A 21548-nucleotide genomic window follows, 5' to 3' on the forward strand; every position below is an offset into this window, starting at 1 on the left:
TTATTAAAGTTAAGGAGGTAGGAAAATGTTTAAAAAATCGATTTTAATTTTTTGGGTTTTGTTTGTTTTTGTGGCGTCTTCGGCATCTGCTGCTTCATTTCAAAACGGAGATTTTTCCTCAGGTTTCACTGGGTGGTCAGGGGAGATAATGGATACAAATTTTTCTACAACAACTGTAGATCCTGACACTTCATCCTATTTTAGTATAGTTTCTCCCAATAATCAGGCCCAGATAAGTCTTGATGACACTTATTGGAACAATACCCTTTATCAAGACTTTGATATGGGCACCCTTAATAATGGAGAGAAAATGGAAATCAGCTTCTGGATTAAATGGACACCTACTAACAGTACTTCTGATGGCCTCTCAGCCACCTTGTCTGAGCAAAATGGTTTGGATGCAGTGGACCTACTTTCAGAGGTATCGAATTCAGATCTTCTTTCAGGCACCAATGTTACAGTAGATATCACAAGCTTTGCGCAAAACCATGGGGGAGAGCAGGTAGAGCTTGCTTTTACTTTATACGATTTTGATTATAATACCAGTGATTTGCTCAACGTGGATAATATTACTTTCACCAAGATTCCCGCAACACCTGTACCAGTGCCCAGCAGCATGCTCCTTTTATTTACAGGATTAGTTAGTTTGGGAATTGGTAAAAAAATGCAAGAATAAATATTATGTGGTCATGGGTAAAAATTCACTACTCGCTTGCATGATATTAATTAATACCATAACAGAGGAGAACTACTGATGAAATGGTTTAAAAATATCTTCATGAGTATATTTTGTGGTATTATTTTTTTGTTTTCTTTTCTTAATGCCTTTGCATTGGATAGTCTGGTACAGGGATCTTATTATAAATGGAAAAAAATAGATTTATCCCCTATCATGGATTCATCTTTTGATAATTGGTTGCATCCCCGTTGGCAAAGGGGGTTTGCCACTGATCCTTCCACTCCTGCTAGGATTTATATCTGGATTTCAAGAACCCTATATGTTTCAAATAATAACGGACTTGATTGGACACCTATCTATTATGAGAATAAAGCTAATTTTTGCGGCCTTCTAAAGCTTACAGTGGATTCCAGGGGCAATATATACTTGCTCGAAAAATTATTAAATGGCTACTATGTAGCATTGTATGTTTCAAAAGACCATGGCAAAACATTTTCCAAAATATACCCTCAAAATTCAGACTATACCGTCGCTACTACAGCAGCTGATATTGCGCTTGGCTATAATGATTCAGTGTATCTTTTTTTGAATTCAGGTAATAGCTATAAGAGTGCTATATATAAATCTACAGATGAAGGGAATTCATGGACACAAATCACTGATATTTCTACTTTAGAAGATTCTAACAGTATTAAACATTTAATAGCATCTGAAACCTCATCTGGCAAATTACTTCTCGTTCGGGGAAGCCATCTATTATTATCCACAAATGATGGACAGAGCTGGCAAGATATTTGTGCTACTCATTATGCGATCAGAGATGTTCAATTTGATCCCAATGATGATAATATATGGTACATGGTATCAGACGGCTATAGGTATACTAATGAGACCCCTGATCCTGCTGACGATAATGTTATATACTATGAAATTCATATTACACTTGATAATGGTAATACCTGGAGTAGAAAAACCTTAATACCTCAAGATCCAGCAGGAGAGGAGGCTGCAGGTAATGAATATTATGTTCACCTCTACAGAATTTTAAAAATCGGTTCTAACCTTTATGTGATTGGGAACTGGTGCAGATATTATTGTGGTTCACTAATAGAAGCTCACTCTGGAGTCTGGGTCTCAGAGGATGATGGTGATACATGGGCACTGAAATATATAGAAGGAGGATGTGATAACTCAGAGATTTATCTGTATCCTATTGATTTTATTTTTGGACATAAAGAAAATAATGATCCAGTTCTTTATGTATTGTACGATTATTATAACCACAAACTAATTCGTGTAGATTTAAACAACAATAATGAGAATGATAATGAGTACTTTATTGGTTTTGATGGAAAGTCTTGCCACATCCATCCTATTTTGATGAAGTCCTCTGACTATCTTGTACTCAGTAATGGACAAAGTGTTGTTTATACAAATAGTCTCTTTTCTCCTTTCAAGAGTATGGGGATTTCAATGAATATATTTGCCCATGCCACTTGGACTGGTACTGGACTTGATGCGATTGCGTCCTCGTTTCCAATCTTTTCCGATAATAGTAAGAAATGCTATTTAGGGTTTCAGGGAATGTCTGGACAACTTTTATCAATGCTTAACCTTGATACAGATGAATATACTTCTATCTATTCAATAGATAATAGTAACACTAACAAGGAGTGGGAGGTTATAAATATTGTTGCAAAGCCTGATGATCCCAATGCAATATACTTTAACTATGGAAAAGCTTATGATTTTCATAGCTTGTATTACTTATATTATAAAGATGATTCTTCAGACGGTCCATTCTCTATTTCTATTCCCCATGATCCGCAGACAAGTGCTGATAATCGATTTACACTCATTTTCCCTGATAAACCTTCTGTTATTCTTGAAATTCAGGATCAATATCAAATTAGTCACAATGGTCTTAGGCAGTATGTAAATTCCAGGATTATGCAATCCGAAGATAATGGGACTTCCTGGAACGTAGTCCTGGAATCCCAGGATAAATTTCAGGATATAGAAGTTTCTCCTTTCACATCTGGAACTGTATATGCCCTGGATGGAGGACATCTATACAAGTCCACAGACTATGGAAAAACTTGGGAAACCTTGGCTGAATTACCAAGTAGAGCAGTATCCCTTGCACTGGATAATAAAAATCCCAATATAATGATTCTAGCTGTTTCACCCTATCCTTACACAAAAATAGATGTCTATATTACCTATAATGAGGGAAAAACTTGGGAAAAATTGACTGCTTCGTCATTTAATGCATATGATTACATCAATGCTGGACAAATACTGTCCGTGGTTTCCTATAGTAAATCTGATCGGATAGTTTATCTGGCCCTTGCTCCTAATGGATTTCTACATTTATACTGGTATGGAATTGCAGAAGTTGACGAGCCTGAAGCTCTTCAAGAACAAGATAATGTACACCTATCGTGGCAGAATCCAAAAGATCCTTTTTTTGCTGGTGTCAAGATCTATTATTCAGACAATGGCGAAGACTTTAGTTTTATAGTTGACCTCAATAATGGTGAAACAGAATACACAGCAGAGTCTCACTCTTATTTTAAACTCACTTGTTATGATAAAGGAGGTAATGAATCTAAAGGAAAAATTGTTTCAACCTGGCAAGATATTACTGAAGGGGTTCAGGTAAAACGCTCTCGCACCCTTTTTGACCGGATACATCACTGCTTCTTTGTGTACCTCACACTTACCAACAACTCTGGGAAGGACTTTGATGGTCCGGTTCGCATGACACTTGCCTCAAGCACAATCCCGCTGAAAAACGATGATTCAAGCCCTGGGCTTGAGCCAGATGGCTATACCAGTGATGGGAAATCCTATTTCATTATAGTGCCAGAAGAGCAGATATGGAAGGCTGGCCAGACCCTTGAAAGGATAAGACTTGATTTTCAGTTAATGAGAAAACGGCTTGATTTTACGTTTAAATTTGAAAACCAGAGCATGCTTCAATAATGAGATAAAAAAGGGGACTTTCTAGGTCCCCTTTTGTTAAATAACAGGCCTTATGCATTTGAATGACTTTATTTGCCTCGTATGTTTAATCCCATTTTTTCTTTAAATCAGTTTACACTAATTTAGTCGATGCTTAAAAAATATATAATTTACTGAAAATACTTTACAAAATGTTTGTTATAATGTAATATAAACGACCAGAAAATGTTTAAAACAGGTAAAAAGGTGGTAGAAAAGAATAAAAAAATGGAAGGGAAATTATATGCAGACATGTATGCCAAAGCGTAGAATACCACATTTGATATGTGGAGATTTATTAGATTTTATTAATCCTGATGATCCTTTGATAATTTTATCTAAAAAAATTCCATGGAAAGAATTTGATAAAGCATTTGCGAGTAAATATAGTAAGCGGGGTCGTCCTGCCAAATCTACTAGATTGATGGTTGGACTTTTAATGTTAAAACACTTGTATAATTTAAGTGACGCAAAAGTAGTGCAGATGTGGACACAGAATCCATATTTTCAATTTTTTTGTGAAGAAAGTAGATTAAGATGGTCTTCTCCATGTGCTCCATCAAAGCTTACACATTTCCGAAAACGTATAGGAGAAGATGGTGTAAAGAAAATATTTGAAATATCTGCTCAATTACATAAAGACAAAATTCAGCAAAAAGAGATAGTTGTAGATACTACAGTTCAAGAAAAAAATATTACATTTCCAACAGATACAAAATTAATGTGTAAAATTATTTCCAAATGTAGAAAAATAGCTAAAGAAGAAGGAATAGTTTTACGTAGAAGTTTTAGAAGAGAGTTGCCTGAGTTGTTAAAAAAATAAGATTTAACAAGGGGTCAAAAGATAAGAAAAAAGTTAAAAAGGCCAGAAAAAGGATTAAGCTGGGATATTGATTAGAGAAATAAAACGTAAAGTGCCAGAAGATGTTTATCCCAAGTATGTAAAACAAATAGAACTATTTGAAAAAGTGCATTCTCAAAAGAAAAAAGATAAAAATAAAATTTATAGTCTTCATGAACCAGGAGTCTATTGCATAAGCAAAGGTAAAGAACATAAGAAATATGAATTCGGTTCAAAGGCAGCTATAGCAATGACAAAAAATAGTGGAGTAATAGTTGCTGCAGTAAATTTTGAAAGAAATCAATATGATGGTCATACATTGCCAAAAGTACTGTATCAAACAGAGGAGATAGTAGGAAAAAGACCAGAGGTGGCCATTTGTGATAGGGGATTTAAAGGTAAAAGCAAAATAGGCTCAACAAAAATTATTATCCCAAAGAGTCCTAAAAAGAAAGCAACACCCTATCAAAAATCCAAGATGCGTAAGAGATTTAGACGAAGGGCGGCGATAGAACCAGTAATAGGCCATCTAAAATCAGATTTTCGTTTAGCCAGAAACTTTCTAAAAGGGACAATAGGAGATACAATCAATTTACTGTTGGCAGCAGCAGCTTATAACTTCAAAAAGCTGATGGATCAGCTTGCCTTTTTTTTGTTTCTTTTTATTTTTCGTCCTTTTTTTACAAAAAAATATCAAAATTAAGAGCCGATGAATGAATCTTGAGCTTAATCTAAAGTGAGTATGGAAAAAATTTTAGAATAAAATTTAATAAAAGGCTTTTTTTAAGCATCGACTATTTTACCTTTGACAAATTCGCTATGAATTGAAAAAATTAATCTCTAGAAAGATAGTCAAAAAGGCAAAAGGTAAATCATTTTATGTGGTTACTAAATTTGGCTGGAAGTGGCTTTGGGCTACAATTTGTGCTAACGACTTTTTTAAAAATCCCATAATTTCAAGGTGTTTTAAAAAGGACTTAGAACATAGTGTATCACAACCATCTAATATTGAAAAGTCCTATCTCCTCATCCATCAAGGCTTAACCATCATAACTCAAGAACTTGCAATGATTTAAGCTCCTCTAAAAAACGTAAATTTTTTTCAACAAGCATTAATTGCGTTAAAATGTGCCCTTGGCCGAATTTCGTGCCGTCATCACAGCGAATAAAAATTTTCATTTCAATAATTCACTTGCAGCCTTTTGTAAAAATTTGCTCTGAAAACGCACTGTGCCTTTAACAGGATTGTAAAATAATATATTCTCTTCTACTAAGAAATGACGAACCTTTCTCCGGATTTCTTTAGCCAAAATTTCTCCATGAGAAATCTTTACTAATGCCTCCTTTACTTCATTAATATTTATTTCGTCTTTCTCTCCCTCTTCTATTGCTTCTAAAAAATTTCTAAGTTTACTTATTGTATCTTCTAATAAGCTCTCAAGTGAATCTCTTTCATTATATCTCTGTTTCTTTTTCTCAAATAACCTTACCATATCTCCAACTTTTCCTCCAATATACTCCCATACAAGTACCTTATCTTCAAATTTAAAGTCTTCGTACACTTCAAAGGCTTTCCCTTTTTCTAAGTCGTCTATTAATATATATTCTGCCCTTCCCTCAAGACGAGCATTACTATATATTTCCTCTATAAACAAACAATCACTTGTAGCGCAAAGAACATGACACAGATGAGTCTCTTTGGTTATTCTTACAGCAAAATTAAACAATCTTGCAAGAAGTGGCTGTCCCACCGCATTTATTTCATCGTTTAATACCTGTATTTCATCTAAAATTAACACTGGTATTTTTCCACCTTCAACAAGCTTCGTCATTAACCTCTCTAAATAATGAAATAAATCTATCTTCTCAGGATCTTCTCCCCCCACTTGAAGCATCCTTATAACTTCACCAGGAAGCTCTATTGCAGTGTTTATCTTCTTTGCCACTTTCTCTACATATTCAACTGCCGCTGCTACAACCGGCATTTTCTTTTTTAGTTTCCGCCATAAGGTCTTATCTCCAAGTTCAAAAAATGCCCTTGTAAATTTTGGATATCCCCCTTCAAATCCTCTAAAATTTATATAAAATATTCGATAATTTTCAGAGAGCTCTTCCGCTACTTTCATTAAAAGTGTAGTCTTACCACTATTTATTGGGCCATACACAAAATATACTAAATTCGGTTCTCCTGTTAATACTGCCTTTATCCGCCTTATATCTTCCTTACGATTGTAAAAGGGCATTTAAGATTCCTCCTAACCCTACCATTTTATATTCTAGCAAACTAAAGTTCCGAAAACCGCATGGTACTTTGTGTTATGAGTTTCTTAGTTATTGATAAATCCCATAACTTTGCCTGAAAAAAAAATTGAATGTTCACAGGTAATTTCCTAAATAGGGGATTAGCCAACACTCCATAAGGAGGAAAATTACCTGGGAACAATAACTTCATTGCTCAATTTTCAAAAAATATCAAGTTTTCCTACACATCTTCAGCAATTCTCGGTGAGGGACAAATTAGATCATTTTAGATGTTTTATCTCCTTCTTTCAGATTCAAAAAACTACCCTCTATTAAAAATTTAAGAAAATTTGATATAAAATACCACTTCTCTTCGGTAAAATATCCTCTTATAATCTCTTTTTGGACGCACTACTCCCTCAAACTTATTTCCATAAATTCAAAAAATATTCTCTCAAAACACTTTTTACTATGGAGGAGAGTAAAAAAACTTCAGATATTCCTCCCAACTCTCAAATAACAAAATCCGAAATGTCACTCGCAAATGATTCCAGTATTCTTTCCGAGAACTAAATTTCGCTCGACATTTCTGATATAATAGGTCCGTTAATTCTAATATCTGATGTACAAAAAATGCTAATAAATTTAAAAGAAAAAAAATTATTGACAAATTCTTCTTACCATGACCAAAATTATGTTCTAAGTGATAACCTTGATTCTTTAATGTATTAAACGTCTCATTCTCTATCTTCCATCTAGATCTTCCACCCCTTACTAAATGTTCTATATTATCTCTACTAAGGGTTATATCTGTTATCCAACTATTGCGATAATTAACTTTCTCTTCTCCTATAATCTTATATTCAAAATAATTTACCCAAATTGTATCATCATATCCATTTAATGGTACTTCATTTATCCATTCATATACATGTTTACGGCCTTTCTTATCCTTATATTCCATTCTCGATACATTCCCCATTCTCTTTTGTTCTGATACCCACTCCATCATCAACTTATGATCCTTAGGCTTGGCTACTAGAATATAACTCATATTTTTATCTTTTAGTTCTTGAATAAATGGCTGTTTTGAATAAAGACTATCTCCCACTATTATAATCCCTAATTTCGGATGAGCTCGTCTAATCTTATTTAATATCCTTTTCCCTGCATTTATTTCACAATCCTGCTTCTCTGTTCCATCTGTATTCCTTACTTGTTCAGGTGCTAAAACAATTACCTGTCTATGGTCTGGATGCACTAAAGCTGCTTGTAAAATCTGATGGTAATAACGAACTTTACCTCTCTTAGATCTCTTTACAAGACACCCAGGACAGCATATCTTTTCTGAACTAAAATACTCTGACCCATCTAATGTAATCAAATACTTCCCTCCCCAAAATCGATAATTCTCCAAATGTTTACCTCGTTGCAATGCCTTAAAATAATCTAAAAATACTTCCTCTAACTTATCAATATCACTATTATCTAAAACTTCCCTAATCTGGCTATCCTTAGGAATTGATTTTACTTTAAAAACTGTTTCTAAATTACTCCTATTTTGCTTCTCTTTCATCCTGCGTTGAAAAGATAATAAAGAAGGATCCTGAAAAAACATCATGGCAAAACCACTCATAAAACAATCATGGAGACTATGTTTCACCTTACTTTGATCACGCTTATCTTCTATCTCTAACACCCGACTAGACAATTTTTCCCTTAATGCTGTAAAACTTAAATGTTTTTTTATATGCATAAAATAATTCCTCTCTCTTAATTTTTTTTCTACTATAACTTCTTTGTATAATAATTACAAGGAATTATTTAAACATTAATACAATTTTTCCCCAAACCTTCAATATCCTCCTTTTCCCCATACTTTGCGAAAAATAAATATCATTTTTCTTGTATTACCCCTTAAATACTAACTCCACAAACTCACCGAGAATTGCTGACACATCTTTTGATCGTGTTATCCTTCGCTGTTACATTTTAACATCTTCTACGAAGGAGGTGTTGCTTCTTTCCTTAAATCTACGGGCTTTATTAAATGCTCTAATGGCGTTATGCGCATTTTCACTGACCCGCCTGCCAATCACCTTGACATTCTGTCTTTTTAAAGGACCTATTGATATTGTACTGCTTAGTCTAGTTATATAAAAAAAATAGGGATAGGCGAATAATGCTACACTAAAACCAATCATTTTCTTCGAATTAATGGAAATCCCTTCTTCAATCTCAAGTATAAGTTCTTATTCTATCTATTTCCTTTGTCTTTGGAAAATTTGTTCTTTAGATTTAAAAAGTTAAGTTTATTTTTTGAGAAATTATTTTTTTTGTCTTAACATTTTAAATATATTGAATTTATTTTTTAAAAAATAAATTTATGAGCTGTTAATTGCAAAAAACTATTGAAAAACTAAAAATAAACACCTATATTTTGATTAAATAATAAAAAGGAAGAGATTTAATATAAAAAAATGTTAAAATATGCCTATTTGACAAGGTATTATAGTTTGTGTATTAGCATAAATATCTTTATCTAAAAAATTCAATTCAGGAAGGTGAGGTTATGAGTTATTTAAAGGTTCATGATCCTGAGATATGGAAGGCTATATCCCTTGAAGAAAAAAGGCAGAGGGAAACAATTGAATTAATTGCCTCTGAGAATTTTACATCGCCAGGGGTTAGGGAGGCAGCAGGAAGTTGTCTTACCCATAAATATGCTGAAGGTTATCCAGGTAAAAGATATTACGGTGGTTGTTTTAATGTTGATATTGCTGAAGATCTTGCAAGGGAGAGGGCCAAGACATTATTTGAAGCAGAATATGCCAATGTCCAACCCCATTCAGGATCACAGGCAAATATGGCTGTCTATGCTGCATTACTTAAACCAGGGGATACTATATTAGGAATGAATCTTGCGCACGGTGGACACCTGTCCCATGGAAGCAAGGTCAATTTTTCAGGCAAACTCTATAGAAGTTTTTCATATGGTGTGGATAGAGATTCACAACTTATAGACTTTGAACAGGTTAGAGCCCTGGCCAAAAAACATAGACCAAAACTCATAATCGCTGGAGCATCCACTTATCCAAGACAAATAGATTTTCAAAAATTTAGAGAGATTGCAGATGATGTAGGTGCATATCTTATGGTGGATATGGCCCACATTGCAGGAATTGTGGGCGCAGGGCTACATCCAAATCCAGTAAAACACGCCCATGTTGTCACATCCACTACCCATAAATCCCTTAGGGGACCAAGAGGTGGTTTTATCTTATCTTCTGCAGCTCTAGGAGAAAAGCTGGACTCTCAAATTTTTCCAGGTATTCAGGGAGGCCCTTTAATGCACATTATAGCGGCCAAGGCCGTTGCATTTAAAGAGGCATTGTCAAAAGATTTTAAAGATTATCAAAAACAGGTGTTGAAAAATGCAAAAGCTATGGCTGATGCTTTGATCAGCGAAGGATTCAATCTGGTAACAGGAGGAACAGATAATCATCTTGTTTTAATTGATTTGAGAAATAAAGGTCTAACAGGAAAAGAAGCAGAAGAATGTCTTGAAAAGGTGGGTATAACTGTAAATAAAAATGCTGTTCCCTTTGAAGATAAACCTGCCACAATAACATCTGGTATCAGGATAGGCTCCCCTGTAGTCACCACCAGAGGTATGATGGAAGAAGATGTATATAAAGTAATGGATTTTTTGATAGAGGCCTTAAAATTTAAAGACAATGAAACAGTGCTTGCAAAGATAAGAAAAGAGGTAAGAAAATTTGCCTTGCAATTTCCAATATTTGTGCCTTCCCCAAAGTATTTAACTAAAAAAAACCCCCAACAACAAATAGCTATGGTCTAAAGGAAAAAGAGGGGAAATCCCCTCTTTTTCCTTTTATTTCAGTATATTATTGCTTAGTTTGTTTTGTCTTTTCCATATAACGCAAAAATTCATTATCAGAAGACATAACCAATTTAGTATTACCATCAAATCCTTTTATATAGGCATCAAAGGACCTTAACAAATCAAAAAATTTAGGATCTTTTTTATATGCCTCGGCATATATTTTAGTTGCCAGGGCATCACCTTCGCCCATTAATATCTGGGCCTTTTTATTTGCCTCTGCAAGTATCACAGCCCTGTCTTTGTTAGCCTTTGCCCTGATTATTGCAGCTTGTTCAGCCCCTTCAGACCTATACTGTTTTGCCTCTCTTTCCCTTTCGGACCTCATCCTGGCATATATTGCCTTCTGGTTTTCTGGAGGAAGGTCTGTTCTCTTTATTCTTACATCTATCACCTCAACTCCATACTTTTTGAGTTCTTTTTTTACATTTCTTGTGACATTGGCCATTATTTCATTTCTCTTTGAAGAAACAATATCAATAAGGTTATATCTACCTAAAGCCACTCTTAATTCAGAATAAACAATGTCGTCTAATCTTGCCAATCCTCTGGATATGGTCCTGGCTGTCCTGTAAAATAATAAAGGGTCATAAATCCTCCACCTTGTATAATTATCAACCACAAGGGTCTTTTTATCCTTTGTGATTACTTCTGCTGGAGGTGAATCATATTCTAAAATTCTGTAATCATATTTTTGCACCTGTTGGATGACAGGAATTTTAAAGTGAATACCTGGCCCTATCACATCCCCAATAGGCTTTCCAAGTTGTAATACAATTGCCCTTTGGGTCTCATCAACAAGGTAAAAGGGCTGGGAAAGACCAAGGATAAGAATAATGAAAATCAAATAAAATCCAATATTCTTATTCATTTTTTGCTCCTTTAGGTGTTATTTTTTTTGTCTTTTTATTTGTCTTTTTAACAGGCTTTTTTTCCACAAAGGTCTTTTTGTCAAGAGACAGAAGTGGTATAACCTTTTTCCCTACGTTCTTTGAAATTATAACCTTGTCTTTTACTTTTCTTAAAATTTGTTCCATAGTTTCCAGATACAACCTTTTTTTAGTTACATAAGGAGCCTTTTTATACTCCTTTAAAATTTTCAAAAATCTATTAGCCTCACCCTGTGCCATTCTTATTTTAGTTTCTTTATATGCCTCAGCCTTATTTACTATTTCAGCAGCCTGTCCTCTGGCCTTTGGTATTATTTCATTCCTGTATGCCATTGCCTGATTTATCAACCTGCTTTTATCTTCTCTGGCAGAGGCAACGTCCTTAAATGCATCTAGCACCTGTTTTGGTGGGTGCACGTCCTGAAGCTTTACAGCTACTATCTGTATCCCACTATGATAACTATCAAGTATTTGCTGTAACAACTTCTGGGTTTTATTTTGAATAGCAAATTTTTCAGTTGTGAGTACTGCATTAATCTGATTATTTCCTATAATTGCCCTCATTGCCGCTTCTGCTGCGTCTTTTACTGTTTTTAAGGGATTGCTTATATTAAATAAATATGAATATGCATCTTTAATCCTGTATTGAACAATAAACTGCACATCTACTATATTCTCATCTCCTGTTAACATCAAAGATTCTTTGGGCACTGCTCTGTAATTATTAATACCAGTCCCCAAGGTCACGCTCCTAAAACCTATTTCCACCCTTTTTATTTGAGTTACACTTGGAGTCAAAACTGTTTCTATTGGATATGGTAAGTGGTAATGGGGGCCTGGACCAGTAATTCTATTAAAGGCCCCAAATCTCTTAATTACTCCAACTTCATCTGGATTTACTATATAAAATCCACTTGCAAGCCAAAGTAGCACCACTATTCCTATCAAAATTTGAGGACCTTTACCCTTAAGATTGTCTCCAAAGGGCAACTTCTCTTTTAACTTTGAAATATCGGGTAAAGGTGGTTTATTGGACCTTGAAAATTTCTCTCTTCTCTCTTCTAGCTTATCCCAATCCCAATTCACAACATCCTCCTTTTATGGATTAAACCGTTTTTTTAATCTAATACCACGATTTCCGCTTAAATTTCTTTAAAATTATGGCAAAACCGAGGTTTGTGGTCAATCAATTTTTGGTGAAATAATCAAATTATCCATCTTGCCTAAATTACAAATAAAGATTAAATTAAAAAAAATAAAATGGATAGTAAAAAAATAAAAGGAGGCGCAAAGTGAAACAAATAACTCAAGATGTTTTTAGGGCTTACGACATAAGGGGTATTGTTGACAAGGACTTTGATGAAGAATGGGTAGAAGTATTAGGGCAAGCATGTGGTACATATTTTCAAGAAAAAGGATACAATAAGTGTGTTGTGGGGAGAGATTGTAGACACAGCTCCCCTGCATATCAAAGGGCAATGGTTAAAGGTCTGATCTCAACAGGAATAGATGTTGTAATACTTCCAATGGTCCCAACTCCAGTTTTTTATTTTTCTGTAAAACATCTAAATTTAAATGCTGGAGTAATGATCACTGCATCTCATAATCCTCCAGAGTTTAATGGGTTTAAGGTATGGGCAGGACTGGACACCATCCACACCACGGAAATACAAAATCTCTACAAAATAATGAAAGATGGTAAATTTAAAAAAGGTGAAGGTTTTGCCAGTGAATTTGACCCAATACCAATATACCTCGATGAATTAACAAAGGGAATCAAAATAGAAAATAAAGTAAAAGTAGTTGTAGATGGCGGTAATGGCACATCTGGTAACATCTGCAAAGAGCTCTTGATGCGTCTTGGTTGCGACGTACATTGCCTATATTGCGACCCAGACCCAGATTTTCCTAATCACCATCCAGATCCAACGGTTCTTGAAAATATAAAAGATTTAAGACAAAAGGTGATTGGTACAAAATCCCATCTTGGAGTAGGTTTTGATGGAGACGGTGACAGGATTGGGGTTGTTGACGAAAATGGTAATGTCCTTTATGGAGATCAAGTCCTGGCTATTTTTGCAAGGGAGGTCTTAAAGGAAAATCCAGGTGCAAAGATAATTGGAGAAGTAAAGTGCTCTCACCTACTTTACAGAGATATTCAAAATCATGGTGGAACTCCAATTATGTGGAAGACAGGGCATTCACTCATAAAGGCCAAGATGAGGGAAGAAGGGGCATTACTTGCAGGAGAAATGAGTGGACACATGTTTTTTGCTGATAGATACTATGGATATGACGATGCCATATATGCAGCTGCCAGGTTAATAGAAATCATCTCCAAAAATCCTGAAAAAAAACTGAGCACTTATCTCAGTGATTGGCCAAAGACCTACAATACTCCAGAAATCAGGATGGATTGTCCAGAAAAAATAAAATTTAAAGTAGTAGAAAAGGCAAAAGAGTATTTTAAAAATCATGCTCAAGGAGGGGAAGTCATTGATGTTGACGGAATAAGAATTAATTTTAAAGATGGATGGGGACTTATTAGGGCGTCAAATACCCAGCCAGTATTGGTTTTAAGGTTCGAGGCTGAAAGTCCAGAAAGGCTTAAGAAAATCCAGGAGTTTTTTGAAACTCCCCTAAAAAAATGGATATCAGAACTAAATGGTTAGGATAAAAAGATATCACAAAGACTCATCACCCCTTGTTTCTATGCTCAGAACCACAGGGGTGGTGCTAGTCTTTTTTGTCACAGGACTTATTTTTTGGAAAAACTATGAGTCCACTTTAGAAAAAATAACCAGTAGACAAAGGGTCTATGACCAGACCAAAACTCTGTCAAAATCCCAGAGGAAGATTTTATTGAATTTTGCCAGATATTTAAAAGACTTATATGGAATAGAGCTAAAAGTAAATATAAACAAAAAACACATCATAAAACCAGACAATCTCTCAAAGACCCTTTTTATTGGCATTTGTCCTCCAAAAAAAAAGGCTGTAATACATTTCCCTATTCTCTTAAAAAAATCACTTCCCCAAGAGTTTACAAATTATATGGAAACAGAGTATTGTAAGACATATTTATCAAAGGATACATGGCCAATTGGTCTTATTAATGGTGTGAAATTAATTTATGATCAATTGAATAATTTGAGCAATGAATAAAAATAATAAATTACCTGAGGTTTGCATCTACACAGACGGTGCATGCATTGGAAATCCAGGCCCAGGGGGCTGGGCTGCAATTTTAAAATCTGGCCCTCATTCCAAAAAAATATCAGGAGGAGAAAAATATACAACGAATAACAGGATGGAATTAACTGCAATAATAAAGGGATTAGAGGCCCTTAAAAAAAGGTGTAGTGTTAAAATATATACAGATTCAAAATATATCCATGATGCCATAAATAAAAAATGGATAGAAAAATGGATTAAATCCAATTGGTTGAATGCTGCAAAAAAACCAGTAAAAAATAGGGAACTCTGGGAGAGATTAATTGAACTTTTAAATAACCATGAGGTAAAAATTTTCTGGGTCAAGGGACATAGTGGACATACAGAAAATGAAAGATGTGATTTTCTCGCCAGACAAGAAGCAAATAAAAGAAAATAGCCATGCATAAATTAAAGTTAGACGAACTTGAAAAAATTATAAAATACAAATTCAATAATAAAGAGTTGCTTATAACTGCACTTAGCCACTCTTCTTATGCCAATGAAAATCCAAATTTTAGGGAAAACAACGAACGACTGGAATTCCTTGGAGATGCAGTACTTGAACTCTTGGTCTCTGAAGAACTATATAAAAGATTCCCAAATGCACGAGAAGGGGAACTAACCAGCACAAGGGCCTATTTGGTAAATGAAGCCTTTCTCGCCAAAATGGCCAGGGAAATTAAACTCAATCACTTTTTATTGCTTGGAAAAGGGGAAGAAAATCAAGGAGGTAGAGAGAGGGAAGCCAATTTGTGCGATGCCTTTGAGGCACTTATTGGAGCAGTTTTTTTAGATGGAGGATATGAAAAGGCAAAAAATTTTGTTAAAAATTTATTTAAAGACAAATGGCCTGCAAATTGTGTTGAAAAAGTAAAAAAAGACTACAAGAGCAAGCTACAAGAAATCACTCAGAGGATATTTAAGGAACGTCCAAAATATGTATTAATAGATAGTTTTGGTCCTGAACACGCAAAGTCATACACTGTAAAGGTTATTCTCCCTAACCAGTGGAGTTTTGAGGCAACATCAACTAGTATAAAAAAGGCTGAACAGCTTGCTGCAAAAAAGGCCACGCATGCAATAAATTTAAGTAAGTAACTTAAAATGCTTATATCATATAAATACAAATTCATATTTGTTCATATTGCAAAAACTGGGGGAACAAGTATAAGATCAGTTCTAACACCTTTTTTGCTGAGAGATCCATTTAGATGGGTGCAGTATATATTTAATCGTATTAGTGATATAACAAATCACAAAATAGGAGTTAAGTTCCCCAGACATGCAAAGATAATTGCAGCTTACGAAATACTTCCAGGGGAAATATTTAATTCTTTTTTTAAATTTGCATTTGTTAGAAATCCCTGGGACTTACAGGTAAGCTCTTATCACCATATAAAAAGGGAGCGACCCCATTTGATTGAACACATAAAATCATTTGAAGATTTTTTAAAATTTAAATTAGAAGAACCAAGGCCGTACCACTATATCTTAGACGCATCTAAAGAGCCTCAATGGTTTTCTCTTGTGGATATCAATGGAAAATGTTTGATGGACTTTATTGGAAGATATGAAAATTTAGAAAAGGATTTTAATTCTGTCCTCAAAAAAATTGGAATAAAGAAAAAAATTAAACTACCCCACAAAAGAAAGGCAAAGGATAGAGACAAAGATTACAGAAAATATTATACAGACAAAGCAGCAGAAATAGTTGAAAAACATTTTAGGATTGATATAGAAAAGTTTGGATATAAGTTCTAATCTAAAAACTTAAATCAAACAAGGAGGATTAAAGGATGTTTAGCGGCATAATGTTACTTTTGGGATTAATGTGTGTTGGACTTTTCCTATATCTTTTGCAAAAAGAAGATGGTTACACAGACGAGCAATGATTGATAATAATACCCAGAAAGCAGACCTATTTGAATCCCTTCGCCACAGGATGGTGGAAGAACAAATTATAAGGAGGGGAGTGACAAATCCCCTTGTAATAGCTGCCATGAAAAAGGTGCCCAGGCACCTTTTTGTGCCAAAAGATCTTATCCATAAAGCATATGAGGATAGACCACTGCCAATTGGACATGAGCAAACCATCTCTCAGCCCTATATTGTTGCATATATGACCCAGGCCTTGAGATTAGTTGGAGGAGAAAAGGTATTAGAGATTGGAACAGGATGTGGATATCAGGCTGCTGTATTGGCAGAAATAGCAAAGGAAGTTTATACAATAGAAAGGATTGCTGAACTGGCAGAAAAGGCAAAAAATACCCTTAAGTCTCTAAACTATAATAATGTGCATGTAGTAGTAGGGGACGGGACATTAGGTCTAGAGGAATTTGCTCCATATAATGCAATAATAGTCACTGCAGGTGGTCCAAAAATACCTAAAACACTTATTGAACAATTAAAAGTCGGTGGCTCACTGGTTATGCCTGTTGGAGAATATAAATATGGACAAACACTTACCAGGATAACCAAGGGTGTTAAAGGAAAAATAAATGAGGAAAAATTAATAGATGTGCTCTTTGTTCCTTTGATTGGAGATGAGGGATGGAAACAATAAAACAAATCTCCTCTCTTCCTCAATCTTGTGGAGTCTATTTATTTAAAAATAGCCACGACAAAGTAATCTACGTTGGAAAGGCGAAAAATATAAAAAAAAGGGTATCTCAATATTTTAGAAGCTATGTCACTTCAGATAAAACCCAGCTTTTAGTCTCAGAAATTAGCAATATTGACTTTATTTGCACCTCTACAGAAAAAGAGGCCCTTCTTTTAGAGTTTAACTTAATAAAAAAATACAGACCTAAATACAACATCCTGCTTCGGGATGATAAAGCTTATCTATTATTTAAAATAGATTTAAACCATCCATATCCCAGGATTCAAATAACTCGTAAGATTGTTAAAAAGAATAATTGCAAATATTTCGGACCATATACATCTGCAAAAGCTGCCAGACAAACTTATAAACTCCTAAATAAAATCTTTCCAATTAGAAAATGTAAAGATAGTATCTTCAAAAACAGAACAAGACCATGTCTCCAATACCATATTAAAAGATGTCTTGCTCCTTGTTGTTTGAAGGTGTCAAAAAAAGAATATATGGAGTTAATTCATGAAGTAGAGTTGTTTTTAAAGGGCAAAAATCAAAAACTTATCTCAAAACTTGAAAAAGAAATGTGGAATGCATCAGATAAATTGGAATTTGAAAAGGCAGCACAAATAAGAAACAAAATATTTGAAATAAAAAAGACCCTTGAGCAACAAAGGGTTATACTGCCTACAAATGGAGACATGGATGTATTTTCAATTGATATAAATGAGCAACTGGTGGGTGTTGGAATACTAATTCTAAGGGAAGGACGTTTAGTTGAGCAAAAAAACTTTCACTTTAGCCATGAAAAAATAAGACCCTTTGGGTTAGATAGAGAAGATGTTTTAAAAGAGATATTAAATGCTGTAATCTTTCAATTTTATACCATAAATCCCTATGTGCCAGACAAAATCTTGCTACCAATAAATCACGATTTAGACCCTCAGGTTTTGGATTTTTTACAGGTAAAAAAAGGCAAAAAAATTCAGGTGATCTCACCTACCACCAGTACACACAAAGATCTTCTTAGACTGGCAAGTTTGAACATATTTAAAGAAAACCTTCCCAAACAGATGAGGGAATTAATAGGTTTATCAAAATTACTAAAAATGGACAATATACCAAAACGAATAGAGGTGATTGATGCATCCCATATTATGGGTAAGCATACAATGGTGGGGATGATAGTATATGAACAGGGAGAGCTAAAAAAACATGAATATAGAATTTTTAAATTTGAAGATTTAGATGAGACACGGGATGATTATTTAACCTTACATCTCTGGACTCAAAAAAGATTTAAGCTGGGAGCACCATGGCCAGATTTGCTGATTATAGACGGCGGAAAGGGACAATTAAATGCAGTGAAACAGGGCTTTGAAAAATTGTTTAATGGTCCTGTTCCTTTCAAATTAATCTCAATAGCCAAGCCTAGACAAAACATGGATAGTGACAAAATATATATAATGGAAAGAAAAAATCCATTAATATTGCCAAAAAATTCAAAAGAACTTTTATTTATCCAATTTTTAAGGGACAATGTTCACAGGTTTACTATATCAAAAACCAGGGCTAAAGCCAGAAAAACAACAATTCAAAGCGATTTAACTAAGATAAAGGGCATAGGGCCAAAGACTTTTAAATTGCTAATGTCTCACTTTAACTCCCTAGATAATATTTTAAATGTTACTTGCGATGAGCTAAAAAAAATTCCAACTATTGGTAATTCACGTTCAAAACAAATATACCAGGGGTTGCAAAAGGTAAAAGAAGAGGTTAAAAGTCTTGAAAAATAATTATTTATATCTTTAAGGATAGAAAATATGGACATTAAACTGGCAAAACCTTTTATTGAAGCTACTGTTAATGTGTTATCTACCATGGCCATGATTAAACCAAAGGCAAAGAGGCCCTATATTAAAGATCATAATAAAGCATTAGGTGATGTATCTGGGATTGTTGGTTTTACAGCCAATGGGGGGAAAAAAGGAGTTATGAGTGTTTCTTTTTCAAAGAAATGTGCTATCCAGATAGTAAAAAATTTACTGAGAGATGATATTGAAAATATTATAGAAGATGTTCAGGATGCGGTGGGAGAAATAACCAACATGATTTCTGGTCAGGCTAGGACAAATTTGGCTGAAATGGGTATTACATTGGAAGGAGCTACTCCAACAGTGATAATGGGTGAAAATCACACTATAACACACATAACAAAGGACAAAATAATGGCAGTACCATTTACCACAGAATATGGAGACTTTGTAGTGGAATTTAGCATAAGTGGATAAAAAATTAAAAAAAGGAGACATAGACTATGTCAATTAACAAAAATATGAGGATCCTGGTAGTAGATGATTTTTCCACAATGAGGCGAATCATAAAAAACATCCTCAAACAACTGGGTTTTACTAATGTTGTAGATGCAGATGATGGTACAACTGCGTGGGAGATCTTAAACAAAGACAAAATTGACTTTATAATTTCTGACTGGAATATGCCCAAGATGTCAGGTATAGAACTCCTAAGAAAGGTTCGTGCTAGCGAAGAGTTTGCAGATATACCATTTTTAATGGTAACAGCTGAAGGTCAACAGGAAAACGTTATAGAAGCAGTTCAGGCAGGAGTTTCAAATTATATTGTAAAACCCTTTACTCCTGAAACCTTTGAACAAAAAATAAAAAAGATCTTTGAAAAAAAGAAATAAACATTTTTAAAATTTAGGGGCAATTTATAAATTGCCCCTACAAAAAATTGATACATGTAATTTAAATTTTCACCCCTTTTTCTCTTCTAATTAGCCCTTTTACATCTCTTTTTCAAAGTGTTTTAAATTGCCAAAAGTTTGACGACTTCTCTTTAAGATATTGCCCTAACAACTTCCTTTTGTTATAGACAAAGACTAGGTTTTATGTTCTAGGTTCTAGGTTCTATGTTCTACGTTCTAGGTTTTAAGTTTTAGGTATCTAAAACGTTGAACATTGAACTTAGAACGTTGAACAATGAACGTTGAACAATGAAAAAAATTAAATTTTATGGAGTTTAACCCATGGCAAAAAATACAGATCCCTCTGTTTTGAGGAAGGAAGCTCTAAAAACTGCCCTCTCTACCATAGAAAAAAAATATGGTCAGGGCTCAATTATGTATCTATCTGATGAGGCCCATCAAAAGGTACCTGTAATCCCAACAGGGTCCATAAGTCTTGACCTTGCCCTAGGTATTGGAGGAATTCCAAGGGGTAGGGTCATTGAAATATATGGGCCTGAGTCTTCGGGAAAGACTACTCTGGCCCTGCAAATTTTAGCAGAGGCACAAAAAAAAGGCGGTATAGGCGCATTTATAGATGCAGAACATGCACTTGATGTGACTTATGCTAAAAGAATAGGAGTAAATACAGAAGAGCTGCTCATTTCACAACCTGATTATGGTGAACAGGCCCTGGAGATATGTGACTTGTTGGTTAGATCAGGCGCTGTAGATGTAATTGTAATTGATTCAGTTGCAGCCTTAATCCCTCAGGCCGAATTAGAAGGAAATATGGGTGAGTCTCAGGTAGGGAGCCAGGCCAGACTCATGTCCCATGCAATGAGAAAATTGACAGGCTCAATCCATAGGTCTAAAACAGCAGTTATTTTTATAAATCAAATAAGGATGAAGATTGGCATGGGCGGATTTGGATATGGCTCTCCAGAGACCACTACTGGTGGTAATGCCCTAAAATTTTATTCTTCTGTGAGGATGGATATTAGAAAGATACAGACCTTAAAGGATAAAGACGAGGTCTACGGAAACAGGGTAAAGGTAAAGGTAGTAAAAAACAAGCTCGCACCTCCTTTTAGGGAGGCTGTATTTGATATATTGTACGGTCTTGGAATTTCAAAAGAAGGAGAGCTAATAGACCTTGGTGTAGAACACGGAATCATTGAAAAAAGTGGCTCATGGTATGCCTTTGGCAATGAAAGACTTGGTCAGGGAAAGGAAAATGTAAGGGCATATCTTCAGGAAAACAAAGATATTAGACAGAAAATAGAAGATGCCTTAAGAACAGCCCTTGGACTTGTTGAGCCAGATGAACAAAAAAAGGTAGAAGAGAAACCTAACGATAAGGGTTAACCAAAGAAGTGTTATTTGAAAAAAGTAAATTTTTTGGATTTTTGGTTAAAAACATAAGGAG

18 protein-coding genes and 1 pseudogene are annotated in these 21548 nt (G+C 34.6%); 15 read left to right on the top strand and 4 right to left on the bottom strand.

Going from position 1 to position 21548, the window contains the following annotated elements:
- Window positions 1–25 precede the first annotated feature (25 nt).
- From ACYQ1E_RS04425 to ACYQ1E_RS04440, 4 genes and pseudogenes are all read left to right on the top strand, one after another.
- Window positions 26–676, top strand: a complete 651-nt coding sequence (locus tag ACYQ1E_RS04425) for a hypothetical protein (protein ID WP_459875746.1) — start codon at window positions 26–28, stop codon at window positions 674–676.
- 78 nt (window positions 677–754) lie between these two features.
- Window positions 755–3667, top strand: coding sequence for a WD40/YVTN/BNR-like repeat-containing protein (locus ACYQ1E_RS04430; protein ID WP_459875749.1), 2913 nt, complete (start codon window positions 755–757; stop codon window positions 3665–3667).
- Window positions 3668–3941: 274 nt separating this feature from the next.
- Window positions 3942–5229: pseudogene (locus ACYQ1E_RS04435) on the top strand (IS5 family transposase).
- Between the two features lie 121 nt (window positions 5230–5350).
- Window positions 5351–5602 carry a hypothetical protein gene (locus ACYQ1E_RS04440; protein ID WP_459875752.1) on the top strand — a complete coding sequence of 84 codons (252 nt, stop codon included), beginning with the start codon at window positions 5351–5353 and terminating at the stop codon, window positions 5600–5602.
- A 99-nt stretch (window positions 5603–5701) separates the two neighbouring features.
- Here the strand turns inward: ACYQ1E_RS04440 and ACYQ1E_RS04445 are convergent, their stop codons facing one another.
- Together ACYQ1E_RS04445 and ACYQ1E_RS04450 are read right to left on the bottom strand one after the other, a co-directional pair.
- A complete protein-coding gene (locus tag ACYQ1E_RS04445) occupies window positions 5702–6769 on the bottom strand; it encodes an ATP-binding protein (RefSeq protein ID WP_459875754.1) in 1068 nt (355 codons plus the stop codon).
- A 467-nt stretch (window positions 6770–7236) separates the two neighbouring features.
- Window positions 7237–8523 (bottom strand): transposase, encoded by a 1287-nt coding sequence (locus ACYQ1E_RS04450; protein WP_459875003.1) that lies wholly within the window; start codon window positions 8521–8523, stop codon window positions 7237–7239.
- Between the two features lie 816 nt (window positions 8524–9339).
- Between ACYQ1E_RS04450 and ACYQ1E_RS04455 the strand changes: the two genes are divergently transcribed.
- Entirely contained in the window at window positions 9340–10629 is a 1290-nt protein-coding gene (locus ACYQ1E_RS04455; protein ID WP_459875756.1) for a serine hydroxymethyltransferase, read from the top strand.
- Between the two features lie 46 nt (window positions 10630–10675).
- Here the strand turns inward: ACYQ1E_RS04455 and hflC are convergent, their stop codons facing one another.
- Entirely contained in the window at window positions 10676–11542 is an 867-nt protein-coding gene (gene hflC, locus ACYQ1E_RS04460) for a protease modulator HflC (protein WP_459875759.1), read from the bottom strand.
- Window positions 11535–12647 carry an FtsH protease activity modulator HflK gene (hflK, locus tag ACYQ1E_RS04465; RefSeq protein WP_459875761.1) on the bottom strand — a complete coding sequence of 371 codons (1113 nt, stop codon included), beginning with the start codon at window positions 12645–12647 and terminating at the stop codon, window positions 11535–11537. The genes hflC and hflK overlap by 8 nt, the downstream gene beginning before the upstream one ends.
- Before the next feature lie 206 nt (window positions 12648–12853).
- On the opposite strand from hflK, the gene ACYQ1E_RS04470 reads away from it, so the two are divergent.
- The 10 genes from ACYQ1E_RS04470 to recA all read left to right on the top strand — a co-directional run bounded on the left by ACYQ1E_RS04470 (window position 12854) and on the right by recA (window position 21487).
- Window positions 12854–14233, top strand: a complete 1380-nt coding sequence (locus ACYQ1E_RS04470; protein WP_459875764.1) for a phosphomannomutase/phosphoglucomutase — start codon at window positions 12854–12856, stop codon at window positions 14231–14233.
- Entirely contained in the window at window positions 14226–14726 is a 501-nt protein-coding gene (locus ACYQ1E_RS04475) for a hypothetical protein (RefSeq protein ID WP_459875766.1), read from the top strand. The genes ACYQ1E_RS04470 and ACYQ1E_RS04475 overlap by 8 nt, the downstream gene beginning before the upstream one ends.
- Window positions 14719–15174, top strand: coding sequence for a ribonuclease HI (gene rnhA, locus ACYQ1E_RS04480; protein WP_459875769.1), 456 nt, complete (start codon window positions 14719–14721; stop codon window positions 15172–15174). The genes ACYQ1E_RS04475 and rnhA overlap by 8 nt, the downstream gene beginning before the upstream one ends.
- A 2-nt stretch (window positions 15175–15176) precedes the next feature.
- Window positions 15177–15875 carry a ribonuclease III gene (gene rnc, locus ACYQ1E_RS04485; protein ID WP_459875772.1) on the top strand — a complete coding sequence of 233 codons (699 nt, stop codon included), beginning with the start codon at window positions 15177–15179 and terminating at the stop codon, window positions 15873–15875.
- A 6-nt stretch (window positions 15876–15881) separates the two neighbouring features.
- Entirely contained in the window at window positions 15882–16538 is a 657-nt protein-coding gene (locus ACYQ1E_RS04490; protein ID WP_459875775.1) for a sulfotransferase family 2 domain-containing protein, read from the top strand.
- A 127-nt stretch (window positions 16539–16665) separates the two neighbouring features.
- On the top strand, window positions 16666–17340 hold the full coding sequence (locus ACYQ1E_RS04495) for a protein-L-isoaspartate(D-aspartate) O-methyltransferase (protein WP_459875778.1): 675 nt from the start codon (window positions 16666–16668) through the stop codon (window positions 17338–17340).
- Window positions 17328–19169, top strand: a complete 1842-nt coding sequence (gene uvrC, locus ACYQ1E_RS04500; RefSeq protein ID WP_459875781.1) for an excinuclease ABC subunit UvrC — start codon at window positions 17328–17330, stop codon at window positions 19167–19169. The genes ACYQ1E_RS04495 and uvrC overlap by 13 nt, the downstream gene beginning before the upstream one ends.
- 27 nt (window positions 19170–19196) lie before the next feature.
- Entirely contained in the window at window positions 19197–19664 is a 468-nt protein-coding gene (locus ACYQ1E_RS04505) for a chemotaxis protein CheX (protein WP_459875784.1), read from the top strand.
- Between the two features lie 26 nt (window positions 19665–19690).
- The gene (locus tag ACYQ1E_RS04510; RefSeq protein ID WP_459875786.1) at window positions 19691–20080 is read left to right on the top strand and encodes a chemotaxis response regulator CheY; all 390 of its coding nucleotides are present in this window, start codon (window positions 19691–19693) and stop codon (window positions 20078–20080) included.
- A 342-nt stretch (window positions 20081–20422) separates the two neighbouring features.
- Window positions 20423–21487, top strand: coding sequence for a recombinase RecA (recA, locus tag ACYQ1E_RS04515; RefSeq protein WP_459875789.1), 1065 nt, complete (start codon window positions 20423–20425; stop codon window positions 21485–21487).
- Window positions 21488–21548 lie beyond the last annotated feature (61 nt).

This window comes from Desulfothermus naphthae (assembly GCF_054657475.1).

Bases quoted from the DNA above. Each gene is read 5' to 3' on its own strand.
- ACYQ1E_RS04425 (WP_459875746.1), top strand. From the start codon at position 26: ATGTTTAAAAAATCGATTTTAATTTTTTGGGTTTTGTTTGTTTTTGTG.
- ACYQ1E_RS04430 (WP_459875749.1), top strand. From the start codon at position 755: ATGAAATGGTTTAAAAATATCTTCATGAGTATATTTTGTGGTATTATT.
- ACYQ1E_RS04445 (WP_459875754.1), bottom strand. From the start codon at position 6,769: ATGCCCTTTTACAATCGTAAGGAAGATATAAGGCGGATAAAGGCAGTA.
- ACYQ1E_RS04450 (WP_459875003.1), bottom strand. From the start codon at position 8,523: ATGCATATAAAAAAACATTTAAGTTTTACAGCATTAAGGGAAAAATTG.
- ACYQ1E_RS04455 (WP_459875756.1), top strand. From the start codon at position 9,340: ATGAGTTATTTAAAGGTTCATGATCCTGAGATATGGAAGGCTATATCC.
- hflC (WP_459875759.1), bottom strand. From the start codon at position 11,542: ATGAATAAGAATATTGGATTTTATTTGATTTTCATTATTCTTATCCTT.
- ACYQ1E_RS04475 (WP_459875766.1), top strand. From the start codon at position 14,226: ATGGTTAGGATAAAAAGATATCACAAAGACTCATCACCCCTTGTTTCT.
- rnhA (WP_459875769.1), top strand. From the start codon at position 14,719: ATGAATAAAAATAATAAATTACCTGAGGTTTGCATCTACACAGACGGT.
- rnc (WP_459875772.1), top strand. From the start codon at position 15,177: ATGCATAAATTAAAGTTAGACGAACTTGAAAAAATTATAAAATACAAA.
- ACYQ1E_RS04490 (WP_459875775.1), top strand. From the start codon at position 15,882: ATGCTTATATCATATAAATACAAATTCATATTTGTTCATATTGCAAAA.
- ACYQ1E_RS04495 (WP_459875778.1), top strand. From the start codon at position 16,666: ATGATTGATAATAATACCCAGAAAGCAGACCTATTTGAATCCCTTCGC.
- uvrC (WP_459875781.1), top strand. From the start codon at position 17,328: ATGGAAACAATAAAACAAATCTCCTCTCTTCCTCAATCTTGTGGAGTC.
- ACYQ1E_RS04505 (WP_459875784.1), top strand. From the start codon at position 19,197: ATGGACATTAAACTGGCAAAACCTTTTATTGAAGCTACTGTTAATGTG.
- ACYQ1E_RS04510 (WP_459875786.1), top strand. From the start codon at position 19,691: ATGTCAATTAACAAAAATATGAGGATCCTGGTAGTAGATGATTTTTCC.
- recA (WP_459875789.1), top strand. From the start codon at position 20,423: ATGGCAAAAAATACAGATCCCTCTGTTTTGAGGAAGGAAGCTCTAAAA.